Origin of the sequence: Sphingomonas sp. 28-62-11 (assembly GCF_002278865.1) — a bacterium.
Lineage (GTDB): Bacteria > Pseudomonadota > Alphaproteobacteria > Sphingomonadales > Sphingomonadaceae > Sphingomonas.
The window spans coordinates 1-16,575 of the sequence record NZ_NCGB01000027.1 but is presented as its reverse complement, the minus strand read 5'-3'; the positions used below and the strand labels follow the sequence as shown (position 1 = coordinate 16,575).

The 16,575-nt window shown below is 62.4% G+C and carries 17 protein-coding genes; 9 read left to right on the top strand and 8 right to left on the bottom strand.

The genetic code is table 11. The features are described 5' to 3' along the window. Positions 1 to 119: 119 nt before the first annotated feature. A complete protein-coding gene (locus B7Y49_RS10455) occupies positions 120 to 482 on the bottom strand; it encodes a winged helix-turn-helix domain-containing protein (protein ID WP_374127534.1) in 363 nt (120 codons plus the stop codon). Between the two features lie 98 nt (positions 483 to 580). On the opposite strand from B7Y49_RS10455, the gene B7Y49_RS10450 reads away from it, so the two are divergent. Beyond that, complete coding sequence (locus B7Y49_RS10450) at positions 581 to 1,108, top strand: gamma carbonic anhydrase family protein (RefSeq protein ID WP_374127533.1); 528 nt, start codon at positions 581 to 583, stop codon at positions 1,106 to 1,108. Between the two features lie 162 nt (positions 1,109 to 1,270). Here B7Y49_RS10450 and B7Y49_RS10445 read toward each other — a convergent pair whose 3' ends face one another. Next, the gene (locus B7Y49_RS10445; protein WP_374127532.1) at positions 1,271 to 3,862 is read right to left on the bottom strand and encodes a M1 family metallopeptidase; all 2,592 of its coding nucleotides are present in this window, start codon (positions 3,860 to 3,862) and stop codon (positions 1,271 to 1,273) included. Between the two features lie 116 nt (positions 3,863 to 3,978). Here B7Y49_RS10445 and B7Y49_RS10440 point away from each other — a divergent pair, with 116 nt between their 5' ends. After that, a complete protein-coding gene (locus B7Y49_RS10440; RefSeq protein WP_374127531.1) occupies positions 3,979 to 4,959 on the top strand; it encodes a nitronate monooxygenase family protein in 981 nt (326 codons plus the stop codon). A 130-nt stretch (positions 4,960 to 5,089) separates the two neighbouring features. Here the strand turns inward: B7Y49_RS10440 and B7Y49_RS10435 are convergent, their stop codons facing one another. Further along, positions 5,090 to 5,551, bottom strand: a complete 462-nt coding sequence (locus B7Y49_RS10435) for a DUF1465 family protein (protein WP_374127530.1) — start codon at positions 5,549 to 5,551, stop codon at positions 5,090 to 5,092. A gap of 83 nt (positions 5,552 to 5,634) precedes the next feature. Beyond that, positions 5,635 to 5,832, bottom strand: a complete 198-nt coding sequence (locus tag B7Y49_RS10430) for a YdcH family protein (protein WP_374127529.1) — start codon at positions 5,830 to 5,832, stop codon at positions 5,635 to 5,637. 203 nt (positions 5,833 to 6,035) lie between these two features. On the opposite strand from B7Y49_RS10430, the gene B7Y49_RS10425 reads away from it, so the two are divergent. Next, positions 6,036 to 6,191: a YdcH family protein gene (locus tag B7Y49_RS10425; RefSeq protein WP_374127528.1), complete on the top strand. Its 156-nt coding sequence runs from the start codon at positions 6,036 to 6,038 to the stop codon at positions 6,189 to 6,191. Between the two features lie 114 nt (positions 6,192 to 6,305). Here the strand turns inward: B7Y49_RS10425 and B7Y49_RS10420 are convergent, their stop codons facing one another. The 3 genes from B7Y49_RS10420 to B7Y49_RS10410 form a co-directional block, all read right to left on the bottom strand. Next, positions 6,306 to 6,683, bottom strand: coding sequence for a PilZ domain-containing protein (locus B7Y49_RS10420; protein ID WP_374127527.1), 378 nt, complete (start codon positions 6,681 to 6,683; stop codon positions 6,306 to 6,308). A gap of 83 nt (positions 6,684 to 6,766) precedes the next feature. After that, positions 6,767 to 7,234, bottom strand: coding sequence for an RNA polymerase-binding protein DksA (gene dksA / locus B7Y49_RS10415; protein ID WP_374127526.1), 468 nt, complete (start codon positions 7,232 to 7,234; stop codon positions 6,767 to 6,769). Between the two features lie 700 nt (positions 7,235 to 7,934). Beyond that, positions 7,935 to 9,002 (bottom strand): hypothetical protein, encoded by a 1,068-nt coding sequence (locus B7Y49_RS10410; RefSeq protein ID WP_374127525.1) that lies wholly within the window; start codon positions 9,000 to 9,002, stop codon positions 7,935 to 7,937. A gap of 11 nt (positions 9,003 to 9,013) precedes the next feature. Here B7Y49_RS10410 and serS point away from each other — a divergent pair, with 11 nt between their 5' ends. The 5 genes from serS to B7Y49_RS10385 all read left to right on the top strand — a co-directional run bounded on the left by serS (position 9,014) and on the right by B7Y49_RS10385 (position 13,992). Then, the gene (serS, locus tag B7Y49_RS10405) at positions 9,014 to 10,447 is read left to right on the top strand and encodes a serine--tRNA ligase (RefSeq protein WP_374127524.1); all 1,434 of its coding nucleotides are present in this window, start codon (positions 9,014 to 9,016) and stop codon (positions 10,445 to 10,447) included. Next, the gene (gene surE, locus B7Y49_RS10400) at positions 10,447 to 11,211 is read left to right on the top strand and encodes a 5'/3'-nucleotidase SurE (RefSeq protein WP_374127523.1); all 765 of its coding nucleotides are present in this window, start codon (positions 10,447 to 10,449) and stop codon (positions 11,209 to 11,211) included. The genes serS and surE overlap by 1 nt, the downstream gene beginning before the upstream one ends. 21 nt (positions 11,212 to 11,232) lie before the next feature. Next, on the top strand, positions 11,233 to 12,306 hold the full coding sequence (locus B7Y49_RS10395; RefSeq protein WP_374127522.1) for a peptidoglycan DD-metalloendopeptidase family protein: 1,074 nt from the start codon (positions 11,233 to 11,235) through the stop codon (positions 12,304 to 12,306). Between the two features lie 40 nt (positions 12,307 to 12,346). Next, positions 12,347 to 13,579, top strand: coding sequence for a tyrosine--tRNA ligase (tyrS, locus tag B7Y49_RS10390; protein ID WP_374127521.1), 1,233 nt, complete (start codon positions 12,347 to 12,349; stop codon positions 13,577 to 13,579). 101 nt (positions 13,580 to 13,680) lie between these two features. Continuing rightward, entirely contained in the window at positions 13,681 to 13,992 is a 312-nt protein-coding gene (locus B7Y49_RS10385) for a PilZ domain-containing protein (protein ID WP_374127520.1), read from the top strand. 5 nt (positions 13,993 to 13,997) lie between these two features. Here B7Y49_RS10385 and recG read toward each other — a convergent pair whose 3' ends face one another. Next, positions 13,998 to 16,058 (bottom strand): ATP-dependent DNA helicase RecG, encoded by a 2,061-nt coding sequence (gene recG, locus B7Y49_RS10380; protein ID WP_374127519.1) that lies wholly within the window; start codon positions 16,056 to 16,058, stop codon positions 13,998 to 14,000. A gap of 73 nt (positions 16,059 to 16,131) precedes the next feature. Here recG and B7Y49_RS10375 point away from each other — a divergent pair, with 73 nt between their 5' ends. Then, positions 16,132 to 16,398 (top strand): succinate dehydrogenase assembly factor 2, encoded by a 267-nt coding sequence (locus B7Y49_RS10375; RefSeq protein WP_374127518.1) that lies wholly within the window; start codon positions 16,132 to 16,134, stop codon positions 16,396 to 16,398. The last annotated feature ends 177 nt before the right edge of the window (positions 16,399 to 16,575 follow it).

Genomic DNA, 16,575 nt, shown 5'->3' with positions numbered 1-16,575 from the left:
AGCGACAATGCTCTGAGCAATTTTGTGTATCTGGCCACCGTGTTTCCCCCAAATTTGATGGGGCAGAGTGTGACGGCCCAGCCGTTGCCCTGCAAGCAATGTTCGTGCGTCGCTCGGTTTCAGGGCAGTGGCACTGATCGCAGCTTAGCCTCGAGCCCTTTCAGATCCTCCTCAACGACATCAGCAAGCCGGGCTTCGAGCGCACGATAGCGGTGAAGCACATCCTGTCCCGCTCCTGTCACGCGGGCGCCGCGCGCCTGCCCGCCCCCGGCCGTCGTTTCGACCAAGCGGTCGCGAAAGCAGCGATTCATGCTGTCCACCAGCAACCAGGCCCTGCGATAGCTCATCCCCAGCGCTCGTCCGGCGGCCGAGATTGATCCGTGCGCGGTAATTGCGTCGAGCAGATCGGCCTTGCCCGGTCCCATCGCCGGTTCGTCGCCACAAAACAGTTGGGCCTTTAGTTTCAGCGAGCCGACACGCATCGGTTATTCCTTCCACTCGACCAGACCGGGCGCATCGGCTTGCGCGGCCATGCCGACATTGCCACTACCGATCCCAACGCACACCACAGGAGATCACGATGCCGCTGTACGAAATCGAGGGCAAGCGCCCGATCGTCGATCCCGCCGGGGCCTGGGTCGCGCCGAGCGCCGACGTAATCGGCGATGTTCATCTTGGCGCGGATGCCAGCGTGTGGTTCGGCGCGGTGATCCGGGGAGACAATACGCCAATGCTGATCGGCGCGCGCAGCAACATCCAGGAGGGGGCAATGCTCCATTCGGACCCCGGCGCACCGCTGACCATCGGCACGGATTGCACGATCGGGCATCATGCGATCCTGCACGGCTGCACAATCGGCAACGGGGTGCTGATCGGGATGGGGGCGATCGTCCTGAACCGCGCGGAGATCGGCGACGGCTGCATCGTCGGCGCGGGCGCACTGGTGACGGAAGGAAAAACATTCCCGCCCGGCAGCCTGATCGTCGGCAGCCCGGCGCGCGCTATCCGCCAGCTCGATGATTCGGCAGCGGCAATGTTGCGCGCATCAGCCGAGCATTATGTTGCGAAGAGCCGCGCTTATGCGCAGGGGCTGACCCGCGTCGATTGACGCCGATCAGCCGCCCCTTCCGAATAACTGATGATCGAGAAAGCCTCCGTTCGGGCTGAGCGAAGTCGAAGCCCAAGCGCTGTGCTTGCCCTTCGACTTCGCTCAGGGCGAACGGATGAAAAAACATGTCCGACCCAAATCATCCGGCATAAGAAAAAAGGGCTATTTCACCCAGGCCTCGATGGCTGGCCGCGTACGATCGGCAAGCTGCCGGCGCACGGCCATCAACGCCACCGTCCGCTTCGCACCGCCGCGGGATGCTTCGGGCAAGTTCTTTTCGGCATAAGCGAGGATCTTCGCCGGCATCGCCGGATCGGACGAACCCGCCCCAAGGCTTGGAATATAGCCCGAGCGGGTGCTCACTTCGAGGAAGCCATTGACGAGATCGGGATTGGCAACGGCAAAGTCGAAGGCCATGTCCGAATGACGACCGGCGATTGCCCGCAACAGGCTCGATTTCTGCGGCGCGGTGAGCTCTGTGCCCTTCAGGAGGTCGATCGCCCGATTGGCGAGCGCGACGTCGCGTGCCGAACCAAGCAGCTGGATATAGCCGTTGCGGACCACCGGGTTGGTTGTTTCCCGCGTCAGTTTCAACAGTGCGTCCCATTCGGCGGGCGTCGCGTTGACGGCATAGGTCGCCAGTATCGGCCCTCGAATGGCCGGGGGAATCGCTGTACCATCCTTCGCCAGGGCATTGACATATTTCCGAGCAGCTTCAGCCACTTCTGGATCACCATTCACACCCAATCGCCGCACCACATTTTCGCGCAGATTGGTGATCAGGGGCGATTCGCCCGGTTGTGCCTCGAAGCCAACACGCTTCATCACCGGCGCTAGGAACGCCACCGTCCGCGCCCGGACCGGCGCCTCCAGCGCGGTACCTTCCACGATGCCGATGATCGACCCGAGCTGATCAGAAACGGTCGCAAGTTCAAGTGCATTGGCATCGGGCTTCACTTCGCCAATCAATTGCAAATAGCGGTCGAGCCCCTGATCGCCGCTGAGCGCCAACGCGAAATCATCTCCCAATGTGCCGAGCCGGTCGGTCAACTCCAGCTTGGTGAAATCCTTGACGATCGCGGCATGCCCGGCATCGTCATACCGTGCGCGCAAATAGCTGCCCTTGTCGCGGTTGAGGACGATGGTGCCACAGCCCTGAACGTTGACCGCCGTTGGCGCGACGCCCGACACGATCGTGCTGGCGATAGGGCCGCCAACCACGCTCAGCGTCATCGGCACCCGCCATGTCTGCGCAACCTTTGACGGCGCATCGAGGCCGTAGCGGCCCTGTGAGAGGAGCACCTGCGTCTGCCCTGCCGAACAGGTCGACCCCGTCAGCGTTACCATCGGCACACCGCCCTGCAAGGTAAAGTCATGCGCGCTCGCCGTTACCGGCTTGCCCGACGCCGCTTCGAGTTCGGCCCAAAGCTGGTCGGTCTGCGTATTCCCGTATTTATATTTCGCCATATAGGTGCGGATGCCGGCCCGAAACGCATCGGCGCCCAGCGTCGATTCGATCATGCCGATAACGGCCTGTCCCTTTTGATAGGTGATCGAGTCGAACGCTTCGCCAATCTGCTCGACGGTTTCGACTTTACGAATGATCGGATGCGTGGCGGCAGTGGCATCGAGCCCCAATGCACCTTCACGATCCTGCGCAACGGCGTTCGCTTTGGCGAACCAATCGGGGTTCAGATCATTGCTCGCCTTATTCTCCATCCACGAAGCGAAGCCCTCATTCAGCCAGAGATCGTCCCACCATGCCATGGTGACCAGATCACCGAACCATTGGTGGGCGATTTCATGGGCGACGACAGTGAAGATACGTTCACGGCCACTTTGGGTGGCACGTGCCGGGTCAAACAACAGGGTCGGCTCAAAATAGAAGATCGCGCCCCAATTCTCCATCGCACCAAAGAACTGGCTCGAGCCTGGCCCCGCGATCATATCGAGTTTTGGCAGCGGATAAGGCTGGCCGAAATAATCATTGTAATAAGCCAGCAAGCGCTTGGCCGATGCCAGCGCATAATCGCCCTGGTCGACCACACCGCGCCGCGTAATGACCCCGATTTCGGTTTTGCCTGCCATCACTGTCTTGCGCTCGACATCGCCCATGCCGAAAAACAGCAGATAGCTCGACATGACCGGGGTCTTATCGAACGTGTAGATTTTTTTGCCGTCTTTGCGGGTCGAAACCTTGGCGCGCATGTTCGAAAAAGCGAGTTCCTTGGCTGGCGCGACCGCGGTCAGCCGGAACTTGGCCTTGAATGAGGGCTCATCCCACATCGGCGCGAAACGGCGCGCATCGGGCGCTTCGAATTGTGTCGCGAGCATCCGCGCGGGGGTGCCATCGGGATTCTTGTAATCAATCGCGAACAGGCCCGATGCGGCATCGTTGATCTTGCCGGTCCAGGCAAAGGTCATCACATGCTTACCCGGCTTAGCCGCGGCGGGCAGTGTGACGGTCATTTCCTGCGCATCGGCGGCGAGCACAAAGGGTGCGTCCTTACCGTCGAACGTAACCTTGCTAATCGCCAGATCAGCCGCATTCAGCTTGATCGTGCTGGTCGCCTCACGAACGACCACGGTGACCTTTTCGGTGCCCGTAAAGGTCTTGGCGGCGGCATCGGGCTCAATCTTGATGTCATACAGCACCGGGGCCACCGACTTGGGGAGCTGGCCGCTGGCGAGTGCCGGCGTCGATACGCCCATCATCAGCCCAAGCGACAGGATAGCGGCGGTAGAAAACTTCATGTGAGTCGACTCCGGGTTCGAAATATCGGCGGACCCTAAGCTTTTCAGGCAGCGATGCAATTACCGCTTCCATACCGAATGCTGGACAGAGAAATCAGTTGCGCTATGAAACGTGCATGAGCCTACCCGCCCTTTTCGATCGCTTGCGGCTGCCCGTTATCGGGTCCCCGCTGTTCATCATCTCCGGTCCCGATCTGGTGATCGCCCAGTGCAAGGCGGGGATTGTCGGCTCGTTTCCGGCGCTTAACGCCCGGCCGCAGGGCCTGCTCGACGAATGGCTGCATCGGATTACCGAGGAGCTGTCGGCGTGGAACCGGGACAATCCCGATCGTCCTGCCGCTCCTTATGCGGTCAACCAGATCGTCCACCGATCGAATGATCGGCTTGAGGCCGACCTGGCGACTTGTGCGAAGTGGCAGGTGCCAATTACGATCACATCGCTCGGCGCGCGCGAGGATCTGAATGCGGCGGTGCATGGCTGGGGTGGCATTACGCTGCACGACATCATCGATGATCGCTTTGCCCGCAAGGCGATCGAAAAAGGCGCCGACGGCCTGATTGCCGTGGCAGCCGGCGCTGGCGGCCATGCCGGTCGCCTGTCACCCTTCGCGCTGATCCAGGAAATCCGGCAGTGGTTCGATGGACCGCTCGCGCTTTCCGGGTCGATCGCCAATGGCAGTGCGATCCTGGCGGCGCAGGCGATGGGCGCCGACCTTGCCTATATCGGTTCTGCCTTCATCGCCACCGACGAAGCCAATGCCGATGCGGCCTACAAACAGTCGATCGTAGACAGCAAGGCATCCGACATCGTCTATTCGAACCTGTTTACCGGGGTGCACGGCAATTACCTGCGCAGTTCTATCGAAGCGGCAGGACTTGATCCGGACAATCTGCCCGAGGGTGACCTTTCGACTATGAACTTTGGCGGCGACAATGGATCAAAAGCCAAAGCATGGCGTGACATCTGGGGATCGGGCCAGGGGATCGGCGTGGTCAATGCGGTCGAAAGCGTCGCCGCTCGCGTGGATCGCCTGGAGGCCGAATATCGCGCCGCCTATGCGCGCATCACGCCGGTTCGTGCGGCGGTGGACGCCTAACAAGATTTTGTTTGCTTACAATTACCAACTCCGTTCGGGCTGAGCGAAGTCGAAGCCTAGGCGTGGCGTTTGCGCTTCGACTTCGCTCAGGGCGAACGGGTGGTTTGAGTAATCTGATGTTGAAAATGCTTTAAAACGCCGTTTCGAGGCGGTGGAGCATTGACAGCGCCGGGCTGACGCTCGGCGCATCTTCCGCCTGCAGATCGTCAAGCCTGGCCGTCCGCCGGAACAGCTCGATACTTTCTTCGATCAACTGCCGCGCCTGCTCGGGCATTGCGGCCAGGGCGGCGGCATCAGTGACGGGCGGCGGCCCCAATCGCCGCGACGGATCAAGCGCATCGCGCTGGGTCATTTCGCCCGCATCGATTGCCTTCTGCGTCAGCAACCAGGCGATGACATGCATCAACCGCGTCGTCACTTTCAGCGATTCGCAGGAAAACGACACCCGCGCCATTGGGTCGAGCGCCTCGCGTTCGGCACGCCCGCCTTCGTCGAAATAACTGCGCGCTTCATCGGCAAGCAGCATCGCTTCGCCATATAGCGATTCGATCAACCGTCGATGGACCTGCGTTGCGATGTCTTTTCCCCTCAAGCGCAGCAGTTTGCCAGAAACGCGCGGTATACGGAATCGATCAAATGCTGCCGTCCGCTACCCGTCGTCCCATTACGGATCGGTCAGGCGATGATGTCCGGGATCAGCTGGTCCGATAGAAACGCAATCTCATCACGCAGCCGCAGCTTGCGCTTCTTGAGCCGGGCGATCTGCAGCTGATCGGTCGATCCATGCTCAAGCAACGCATCAATCGCCGCATCAAGGTCTCGGTGCTCGATGCGGAGCAGTTCGATCCGCTTGGCGATCAGGCGTTCGTCCATCAGCTATCCTTGCGCGACTTTCGCTACCCTTAGCAAGGCAGTGTGAATCGGCGAACGCGAAAACCACAAACGAATCGGATCGTCGATAAAATACGTGGTTCCACCGCGACTCTGCCGCATGGGGGGAGACAATCGAAAGCGCACGTGATTTACTTTCTGACCGGCCCAATTCGACCGGTTCTCAAGCAAGGAGGTTCGCTCACATGCATAGCGCCCATCTCTCGGCACTAGAAGCGAAACACGCCAAACTCGATCGTCGAATCGTTACCGAATCGCAGCGACCCATGCCCGATGCGGTAACGCTGGCTACCTTGAAAAAGGAAAAGCTGCGACTGAAGGAAGCGATCAGCATCGGCTGATCAACACCCGGGGCGATCCGGCACATGGCCGGAATCGCCCTGAAGGGGGCAACCCCATCCAAACAACCCACAGATTTTCGTTGAGTCGAAAGCTTTCCGGATGCCGTCGCTAGTTTAGCGCAGCGGGAGGATGGGCTTGACGAAAACCGGCGTCTGCGTGCCCCCGCCCAGCGGCTTCCGCGCCAGAATCGGATCGATCATCTGATCGAACGCCACGCCGACTCGCCCTGCCGCATACCAGGCGATTTTTCCCGTGATCCAGCCGATACCGCGCACTTCGAGTTCTACGGCGGTGCCCTGCGCGATCGGGCTCGGCACTTCGGCCATCAACCCACCGGCTGAAAGATTGCGGACGCGAACATGCTCGGCCGTCCGTGTTCCGGCCAGCCGAAACTGGGCAACCAGAAACAGGCTGTCGCGCACTTCGTGGCGCTGGCTTGCCGCGTCGTCAGCGACGGCGGCTTTGAAGGGTTCATGCGCGAACTGGTCCATCTGGCCTGCTCTGAATTACCAAGGGTGATGGCAGACAATAGACCAGCAAAACTTATCGAAACGGTTAACGCAACGCTGACAGATCAATCTTCGCGCGAGATTTTTTCGTGCCGCTCGTGCCGTTCCTGCGCTTCGACCGTCATCGTCGCGATCGGCCGCGCTTCAAGCCGGGCAAGCGAGATCGGCTCTCCGGTCACTTCGCAATAGCCATATTCGCCTTCATCGATTCGGCGCATAGCGGCTTCGATTTTGGAGATCAGCTTGCGCTGGCGATCACGCGTACGCAGCTCGATCGACCAATCGGTCTCGCTCGATGCGCGGTCGGTCAGGTCAGCCTCGCGCAGACTTTCGGTCTGCAACTGAGACAGTGTCCCCTGCGCCTCGAGTAGAATCGCCTCTTTCCAGGCGAGCAACTTGCCCCGGAAATATTCCAGTTGGCGCGGATTCATGAAGGGCTCATCGGCGCTTGGCCGGTAGCCATCGTCGCTACCGGTGGCCGGCAGCGCATCGGATTGATCGTGATCACCCACTCGTTTCAACACCGTTGCCATCCCCAAGCTCCTGCGGACTTCATTCCGGCACATTGAGTGCCTTCGACGGTCTACGGCGCGCCTATACCGAGGCATTTGGCGATGGACAAGCAATCCCGACAGCCGAACACGCGCTTTTCCCGCCCCTTAGCGCCGCAGCAGCACCGCCGCCGAACGGCGCACAACCCGTCAAGGCAAAGCCACACCGGCGCCGGCCGGTCTAATGGGTTCGAATAGTTAACATGCAGCATCGGATAATCATCAAGTCCGTATCAGATTGATACGTTAACCAAATTTCAATCGCCCTACCGTCGCCAAAAGTACCAATGCTCGTCACTTTGTTGGTTAACGGCGTTGAACTTAACATTTTGTTCTGCACTTTGGAGAGATAGCGGCACTCCCGCTGTGGCTGATCTGTCAGGTTGCAGTGATGCCCGGTAAAACGAGCGAGAAACACAATGTCGGTTCGGATGGCCTTGGCTAAACTTTGTGCCTGCACCTGCGGCGGGGCGCTGATTGGCGGCGGTGCGGTCCATGTGACCGAATCGGCTCAGCCGCGCGCCGCCTATGTGAAGAAGGTCCATACCAAGCGGGTTGTTCGCACCGCCGCGCGCCGCCCCGGCACGCGGGTCCGCCGCGTCGTGACCCGCACCCAGACTTCTTGCCCACCCGCTGTCATCACGGTCGCAAGCCAGGGCACACCGGTGCCGCTGCCCCCGCCCTATTTGGGATCAAGCGGCGAATTTCCGGTATCAAGCAGCGGCGGCGGTGGCGGCCCGATTTTGGTCGGTGGCAGCAGCGGCTTTGGCGGCGGTGGCTTCTTCGCTGGCGGGTTCTTCGGCGGCGGAGGCGGCGGCAGCGGCAGTGGCGGCATCGTCATCTCATCCACGTCCAGCACCAGCACCGGATCAAGCGGTTCATCGGGTGGTGCCTCATCGGGCACAACGTCGTCAGGCACAACTTCGTCTGGCACAACGTCTTCTGGCACGACATCATCGGGCACGACATCATCCGGCACGAGCGGATCGAGCGGCGTGATCATCAACATTTCGTCGACATCGAGTGGCAGCATTTCCAGCGGCGGATCAGGCGGCACGTCCACGAGCACGGGAGGGTCATCGACCAGCACCGGCGGGTCCTCGACCAGCACTGGCGGTTCATCGACTGGCGGCTCTTCGACCAGCACCGGCGGGTCTTCCACCGGCGGGTCATCGAGCAGCACGTCCAGCGGCGGCTCGGGCGGTTCAGGCGGCTCTGGAGGTTCAGGTGGTTCAGGTGGCTCTTCCACCAGCAGCTCGACCAGTACGGGCGGGCTTTCCACCACCAGCACCTCGTCAACCGGTGGCTCTTCGAGCAGCGGTAATGTGTCCTCGTCGTCGAGCGGTGATGTGTCGTCATCCTCGAGCGGGAATGTCTCGACCTCCACGTCTTCGAGCGGCGATGTGTCGACCTCAACCTCATCGAGCGGTGACGTTTCCTCATCGACCAGCACGAGTTCGAGCAGCTTTGGATCCAGCAGCACCGGGTTCAGCACCAGCACCACGAGCAGCACCAGCGGCAGCACCAGCAATGGCGGCAGCAACGGGATGACGTCGAGCGGCCACAACGGCTCGAGCGGCACGCCCACCCCAGTGCCTGCCCCTCCAATGGTGCTCCTGTTCGGCGCCGCAGCGGCTGCGCTGGTGGCGCGCAAGCGTTTCGTCAAAAAGGTCGATACCGCAGCCTGATCGCGCCATCGGTCGACCGACCAACTGCCTGTCCGCTTGCGCAGCCCGCACCGGCTCGCCATAGCCTGCGGCCATGCATGATATCCGCTTCATCAGAGAAAATCCCGACGCCTTTGATGCCGCGCTCACGCGTCGAGGGTTAGCACCATCCGCTGCCGATCTGGTGTCACTCGACGAGCGACGCCGTGCGCTGATGACCGAAGCGCAGCTTGGCCAGGCGCGCCGCAATGAAGCCTCAAAAGCCATCGGCGCGGCGATGGCCAAGGGTGACAAAGATGCTGCCGAAGCGCTGAAGGCAGAGGTCGCTGCGCTGAAGGAGCGGATGCCCGCGATCGAGGCTGAGGAAAAACTGCTCGGCGAGCAATTGCAGGCCGCGCTCGCCATCATCCCCAACCTTCCCGCCGCCGATGTGCCCGATGGCGCTGGCGAGGAAGACAATGTCGAGGTGGCCCGCTGGGACACGCCGCGCGCGTTCGACTTCACGCCCCGGGAACATGCCGACCTTGCCCCTGCGCTGGGCATGGATTTCGAAACCGGCACGCGGCTTTCGGGCGCGCGCTTCACCTTCCTGCGTGGCGACATGGCGCGGCTCCACCGCGCGCTCGGCCAGTACATGCTCGATGTGCAGACGCGCGAGCACGGCTATCAGGAATGCAACCCGCCGGTGCTGGTTACCAACGAGGCGATGTACGGCACTGACAAGCTGCCCAAGTTTGCCGAAGACTCGTTCGCTATCCGTGTTCCCCGTTCGCAAGAGGACGCCAAGGTAGCGTTCGGGCGGCATTATGACCGAATTTGGATTGAGAGCATCGATACCGACGGCGCTAAGTTGCGCGAGAAGCTTCTCGATCTCAATGAAAGCTTTGAGAACTCTGCGGAATATAAGAACCTACGCCGCCGCTGGCTCATCCCCACGAGCGAAGTGTCCCTCACCGCCAGCGTCATGGGCGAGCTGCTCGACGAAAGCGCCCTCCCGATGCGGCTCACGGCGCTCACGCTGTGCTTCCGTTCCGAGGCGGGTGCGGCGGGGCGGGATACGCGCGGTTTCATCCGCCAGCACCAATTCGAAAAGTGCGAACTCGTCAGCATCGTGCGCCCCGAGGACTCCGAAGAGGAGCATCAGCGTATGGTCCGCGCGGCGGAGACGATCCTTGAACGCCTGAACCTGCCTTATCGCAAGCTGCTGCTCTGTACGGGTGACATGGGCTTCGGCGCGCGCAAGACCTATGATCTTGAGGTCTGGTTGCCCGGGCAGAACGCGTATCGCGAGATTTCCTCCTGCTCGAACACCGGCGATTTCCAGGCGCGCCGCATGAACACCCGATACCGCGTCGCGGGTGAGAAAAAGAACGAGTTCGTCCACACCCTCAACGGCTCCGGCCTCGCGGTAGGCCGCACCTTGGTGGCGGTGCTCGAGAATTATCAAAATGAGGACGGCAGCGTCACCGTACCGGACGTATTGTTACCCTATATGGGCGGCATTACCCACCTGGAGCCTGCCGCCTGATGCGCATCCTGCTGACCAATGACGATGGCTATTACGCGCCGGGGCTGAAAATCCTCGAGGCGATTGCGGCGACGCTTTCCGACGATGTTTGGATCGTCGCCCCTGCCGAGGAGCAATCGGGCGCTGGCCATTCGCTCACCCTGTCCCGACCGATCCGTATTCGCCGCTATGACGATCGCCGGTTCGCGGTCGCGGGCACCCCGACCGATGCGGTGATGATGGCGCTCGCCAAGATCATGAAGGACAATCCGCCCGATCTGATCCTGTCGGGCGTCAATCGCGGCGCCAACCTCGCCGAGGACGTGACCTATTCGGGCACTGTTTCCGCGGCGATGGAGGGCGCGCTCGCGGGCGTCCGCTCAATCGCGCTCAGCCAGGCCTATGCGCGCGAAGGCATGGGCGATGTGGTGCCGTTCGAAGCCGCCGCCGCCTGGGGGGAGAAGGTACTGCGCCCGCTGATCGACGCGCCACTCGCGCCGCGCACGCTCGTCAACATCAATTTCCCGGCCGTTGCCGCCGATCAGGTGCGCGGCGTTCGCGTGGTCGCGCAAGGGTTGCGCGATTACGGGCGGCTGCAGATCGTCGGCAATCGGGATCCGCGAGGGTACGAGTATTTCTGGTTCGGGCTGGGGCCATCGATCGAAACCCCGGCGCACGCCACCGATGTAGAGGCGGTGGCCGATGGCTTTGTGGCCGTTACGCCGCTGCATCTTGACCTGACACATCATGAATCGCTCGATATGCTGTCGGCAGCGTATCGATAGCGCTGGTCATAGGGGGGAAAGATGCGAGACACCGGTCGGGTAGTTATCGCGATGCTGTTGGCGGCGATGCTGCCTGCATGCATTCCCCAGGGGGGCAATTACGAGCTCGATCAGGATCGTGCGCCGCCACGGATCGACCCCGGCCCGATCGATCGACGCCCGCAAGATGTCGGCCCGGCGGGCGAACTGGCCCAATCCCCGCGCCAACCCGCCTGGGAAGCCCGGCCCGTCACCCCCGATGCACAGGATGTGGCGGAGGGCGAATATATTGTCGAACCCGGCGATACGCTGCGCGGGGTCGCCAACCGGACCGGCGCCGGATCGGAAGCGATCGCGCGGGTCAATGGGTTGCTCGCCCCGTTCACGATCTTTGTCGGGCAACGGCTCCGTATTCCCGGCGGCCGCTATCATCTGGTGCGATCGGGTGAGACCGGCATCGCCATCGCCCGTGCTTATGGCGTTGAATGGCAGCGGATCGTCGCGACCAATGATCTGGTCGATCCCTATATCCTGCGCGCCGGGCAGCGCATCATCATCCCCAGCACAGGCGCGATGACCACAGCCGAGCGTGCCCGCGCCTTCCGGCTCGATATCGAGGATATCGTTACCGGTGGCGAGCCAGCGCTTGCCACCAATGAACGCCCTGCCCGACCGAGCACCTCCCCTGCCCGCGTTTTGCCGCCCACTGCCGCCGTCGCCACGCCGCCGCGTCTGAACGGCGGGTTCACCTGGCCAGTCGAGGGCCAGGTGGTGCGCAAATTCGGCCCTGGTGCGAGCGGGGAACGCAATGACGGCATCAAGATCGCGGTGCCGATCGACACGCCCGTCCTCGCATCAGCGGACGGCGTCGTCGCCTACACCGGCGACGGTGTGGCGGGGCTTGGCGGGCTGGTGATGCTGAAACACGGCGATGGCTGGACGAGCGTCTATGGCCATACCCGGCAAGTGCTCGTCCAGCGCGGGCAATCGGTGAAGCGGGGCCAGGCCATCGCCCTGTCTGGCGATACCGGCTTTGCCGATCGCCCCGAACTCCACTTTGAGCTTCGCAACGGCCGAACACCGGTTGACCCCGTGGGGCAATTGCCGCGCCGCTGAGATTGCGCGTAGCGCGCGTCTTGCCGTAAGGGCCGCTGCCATGACCGAATATTCGTCCGATCTGCTCCGCCTGCTGTCCACGCGCGGCTATATCCACCAGCTGACCGATGCGGCAGGGCTCGATGCGCTCGCGACCAAGCAGATCGTGCCCGGCTATGGCGGTTTCGACGCGACGGCACCGTCGCTTCATGTCGGCAATCTGATGCTGATCATGCTGCTGCGGCGGCTGCAGCAAGCGGGGCACAAGCCGATTGTCATCATGGGCGGCGGCACGACCAAGGTAGGCGATCCATCGGGCAAGGACGAAGGCCGCAAGCTGCTCGACGATGCCGCGATCAACGCCAATATCGCCTCAATCCGCAAAGTGTTCGAACGCTTTTTGACCTTTGGTGACGGGCCGACCGACGCCATCATGATCAACAATGACGATTGGCTGAGCCAGCTCGGCTATATCGAGCTGCTGCGCGATGTCGGTCGCCATTTCACGATCAACCGCATGCTGACGTTCGATTCGGTCAAGCTTCGGCTCGACCGTGAACAGCCGCTGACCTTCCTCGAATTCAACTACATGATTTTGCAGGCCTATGATTTCCTGAAGCTGTCGCGCGACCATGGCTGCCGGTTGCAGATGGGCGGATCGGACCAATGGGGTAATATCGTCAACGGGATCGAGCTGACGCGCCGGATCGACGGTACCGAAGTATTTGGCGTTACCGCACCGCTGATCACCAAGGCCGACGGAACGAAAATGGGCAAATCCGTGTCGGGCGCGGTCTGGCTGAACGAAGCGCAATTGCCCGATTATGATTACTGGCAATTCTGGCGCAACGTCGACGACCGCGATGTCGGGCGGTTCCTTCGGCTGTTCACCGATCTACCACTCGACGAGATCGCCCGGCTCGAGGCGCTCGAAGGGGCGGAGATCAACGCTGCCAAGATCGCGCTGGCTAACGCCGCCACCGCCATGTGCCGGGGGGATGCTGCTGCCGCCGATGCCGCAGAAACCGCGCGGCGTACCTTTGAGGAGGGCGCATCGGGCGATTCCCTGCCCAGCTTCGCTGTGGCCGACCCCGAAATCGCGCTCGTCGATGCGTTGGTTGCGCTAGGATTTGCGGCCTCCAAGGGCGAAGCGCGCCGCCTGATCAAGGGCGGTGGTGCACGCGTGAACGGCGAGAAAATCGCCGATGAAAATTTTGTGGTGGTGATGGGCAGCGAAACGATCCGCCTTTCGGCTGGCAAAAAACATCACGGACTGCTCGTAAGCGCCGAATAAAAAGGCGTTAAACTGTCGTTGAGGATGTCCATACCGATCCGATTCATCCGCCGGGCTTAGTTTCCCTAGGGTAAGTTGCTGGGTCGATGGGGGTGACGCGTATGGCATCGCTGGCGTTTCGAGACGATCGCACCGTCGGCAGGGACGAGGTGCATTTTCGCGCCAAAGCCTTTGGCCCCGATGCCAAGCCGATGGTGCTCGTCATCGTCAACATGTCGGCGATGGGGCTGATGGCCCGGTGTGACTGCGCCTATCAGCCCGGCGATCGAATCACCATTTCGCTGCCTATTGTGGGCGCGATCGTAGCGCATATTCGCTGGTCGCTGGGTGGACGAATCGGGTGCGAACTGGACCGGACGATCGATCTTGCCGACTATTATGAACTGCTCGCGGCAATGCTCCGCCCGCGCTGATCCGATCAACCTGATCGCAGCAGCGCCACCCCCGCATCGCGCTCGAACAGATACAATGCCACCCGCGCCGCCTGCCCGCGCGGCCCGCTCAGGCCCCCGTCGCGATCTATGAGCAAACGGGTGTCGTCATGCGCTACGGGCAGCAGCTCGTTGAGCATGTCAGGCGTCGCGAGCCGAAACTGCGCCTCGCCCGATTGCCGCGTGCCGAGCAATTCGCCCGCGCCGCGCAACCGAAGATCCTCCTCCGCGATACGGAACCCGTCATTGGTTTCGCGCATCAGGGCGAGCCGCGCGCGCGATGTTTCACTGAGTGCCGATCCCCGGATCAGCAGGCAGTTCGACGCCCCACTTCCCCGCCCCACCCGGCCACGCAACTGGTGCAGCTGAGCGAGGCCAAAGCGATCTGCCGCTTCGATGACGATCAGCGTCGCATTGGGCACATCGACGCCCACCTCGATCACCGTCGTCGCGACGAGCACCCCGATTTGACCGGCGGAAAAGGCGGCCATCACCGCATCCTTCTCCGGCCCTTTCATCCGGCCATGCACCAGCCCGACCTTGTCACCGAACCGCGCGCGCAACGTTTCGGCCCGTGCCTCTGCGGCGGCGAGATCGGTCTTCTCGCTTTCCTCGACCAGCGGACATACCCAATAGGCCTGCCCCCCAGCCGACAAATGCCGCCCAAGCGCGTTGACCACATCGTCGAGCCGATCCTCGGACAGCACCCGTGTTTCGATCGGCTGGCGACCCGGCGGCATCTCGTCGAGCCGACTGACATCCATTTCGCCGTACAGCGCGAGGGTCAGCGTACGGGGAATGGGGGTCGCGGTCATCGCGAGCAGATGTGGCGGCTGCTGGCCCTTCTCGGTCAGCAACATCCGCTGCGCCACGCCGAAACGGTGCTGCTCGTCGACCACAACCAGCCCAAGGTCTTTATATCCAACCGCCTCCTGAAAGATGGCGTGCGTGCCGATCAATATGTCGATCGATCCGTCCGCCAGCCCCATCAGCGTCGCCTCACGCACCCGCCCCTTGTCGCGCCCGGTGAGCACCGCGATGTTGACCGGCAGGCCCGACAGCAGCCCGCGCAGGCTCTCAAAATGCTGCCGCGCGAGTATCTCGGTGGGCGCAAGGAACGCCCCCTGCGCGCCCGCCTCCACCGCGACCAGCAGCGCCATCGCCGCGACCAGCGTCTTCCCCGATCCGACATCACCCTGCAGCAACCGCAGCATCGGTTGCGACTGGCGCAAATCGCCCTCGATTTCGACAATCGACCGCGATTGCGCCCCCGTCGGCGTATAGGGCAGACGCAGCATCGCGCGCAGCCGCCCATCGCCGATCAGCGCCCGGCCTTTGCGCGCCCGTGACGATGCCCGCACCAAAGTGAGCGCCAGTTGATTGGCGAACAGCTCGTCATAAGCGAGCCGCGCCCGCGCCTTCGCATCGGAGGGGTCGGCATGAATCCGTGCCAGCGCCTCGCGCCAGCCGGGCCAGCCCTGTTTCGCGAGCAACCCCGGCTCGATCCATTCATCGAGCGCGGGCGTACGCTCCACTGCCTGCGCCGCCATCTGGCCCATCCGCCGCGCGGTCAGCCCCTCGGACAACGGATAAATCGCCTCGCGCTCGGGCGTGTCCCCTGCTTCCTCAAGCGGCAGCACATAATCGGGATGCACGATCTGCAATTCCTGCCCGTACATCTCCAGCCGACCCGATACGCGACGCAGCTCGCCCAGCGGCAGCAATTTCTTCACCCAGCCCGAATTGCCGCCGAAATAGACGAGGGAGACGTAATTGCCCCTTGCATCGGTCGCCTGCGCCCGAGTTGGCCCGCGGCCTGCGCTTGATCGATAGGATACCGCCGTCAGCGTGATGGCGATCGTCCGGCCTGCATCAGCCATGTCGAGTTCGTCGCGCGCCACCCGGTCGATCCAGCCGGTCGGCAGATGAAAGGCCACGTCCACCACCCGCCGCAACCCCAGCCGCTCCAGCGGTTTGGCAAGCGCCGGTCCCACGCCTTTCAGCGCGGTCACTTCAGCAAAGAGTGGATTGAGGATTTCTGGCCGCATGACTATCTGGTCCGTCTTACCCCCAGCCGACGGTCGCGCAAAGCACCGCCGGCCAATTGCCGTTGGAAGTGATATGGACCGCGCCACTAGCCTGAAACGCCTGCATTTCCGCGCGCACCACCGCGGCACCAAGGAAGCCGACCTGCTGATCGGCGGGTTCTTCGACGCGCATGGCGCTGGCTGGTCCGATGAAGAGATGACCTTGTTCGAGGCGCTGCTCGAGGAACAGGATGTCGATATCATGGCCTGGGCGATGGGCACGGATGTGGCGCCCGAGAAATATGCGGGGTCGATTTTGGCAGCGCTGAAGACGCTGAATTACGTTCCGACCTTGAGTTAACTCCCTCTCCCCTCCGGGGAGAGGGTCGGGGAGAGGGGCAGCCACGAGTGCCACCTCCCGGTACAGCCCCTCTCCCAACCCTCTCCCCGGTGGGGAGAGGGCTTTTGGAAAAACTATGCCCAACCTCTCGACCATCCTCTCTGCCCGCAGCCCGCTCACCCTCGCAGGCGTGCCGAC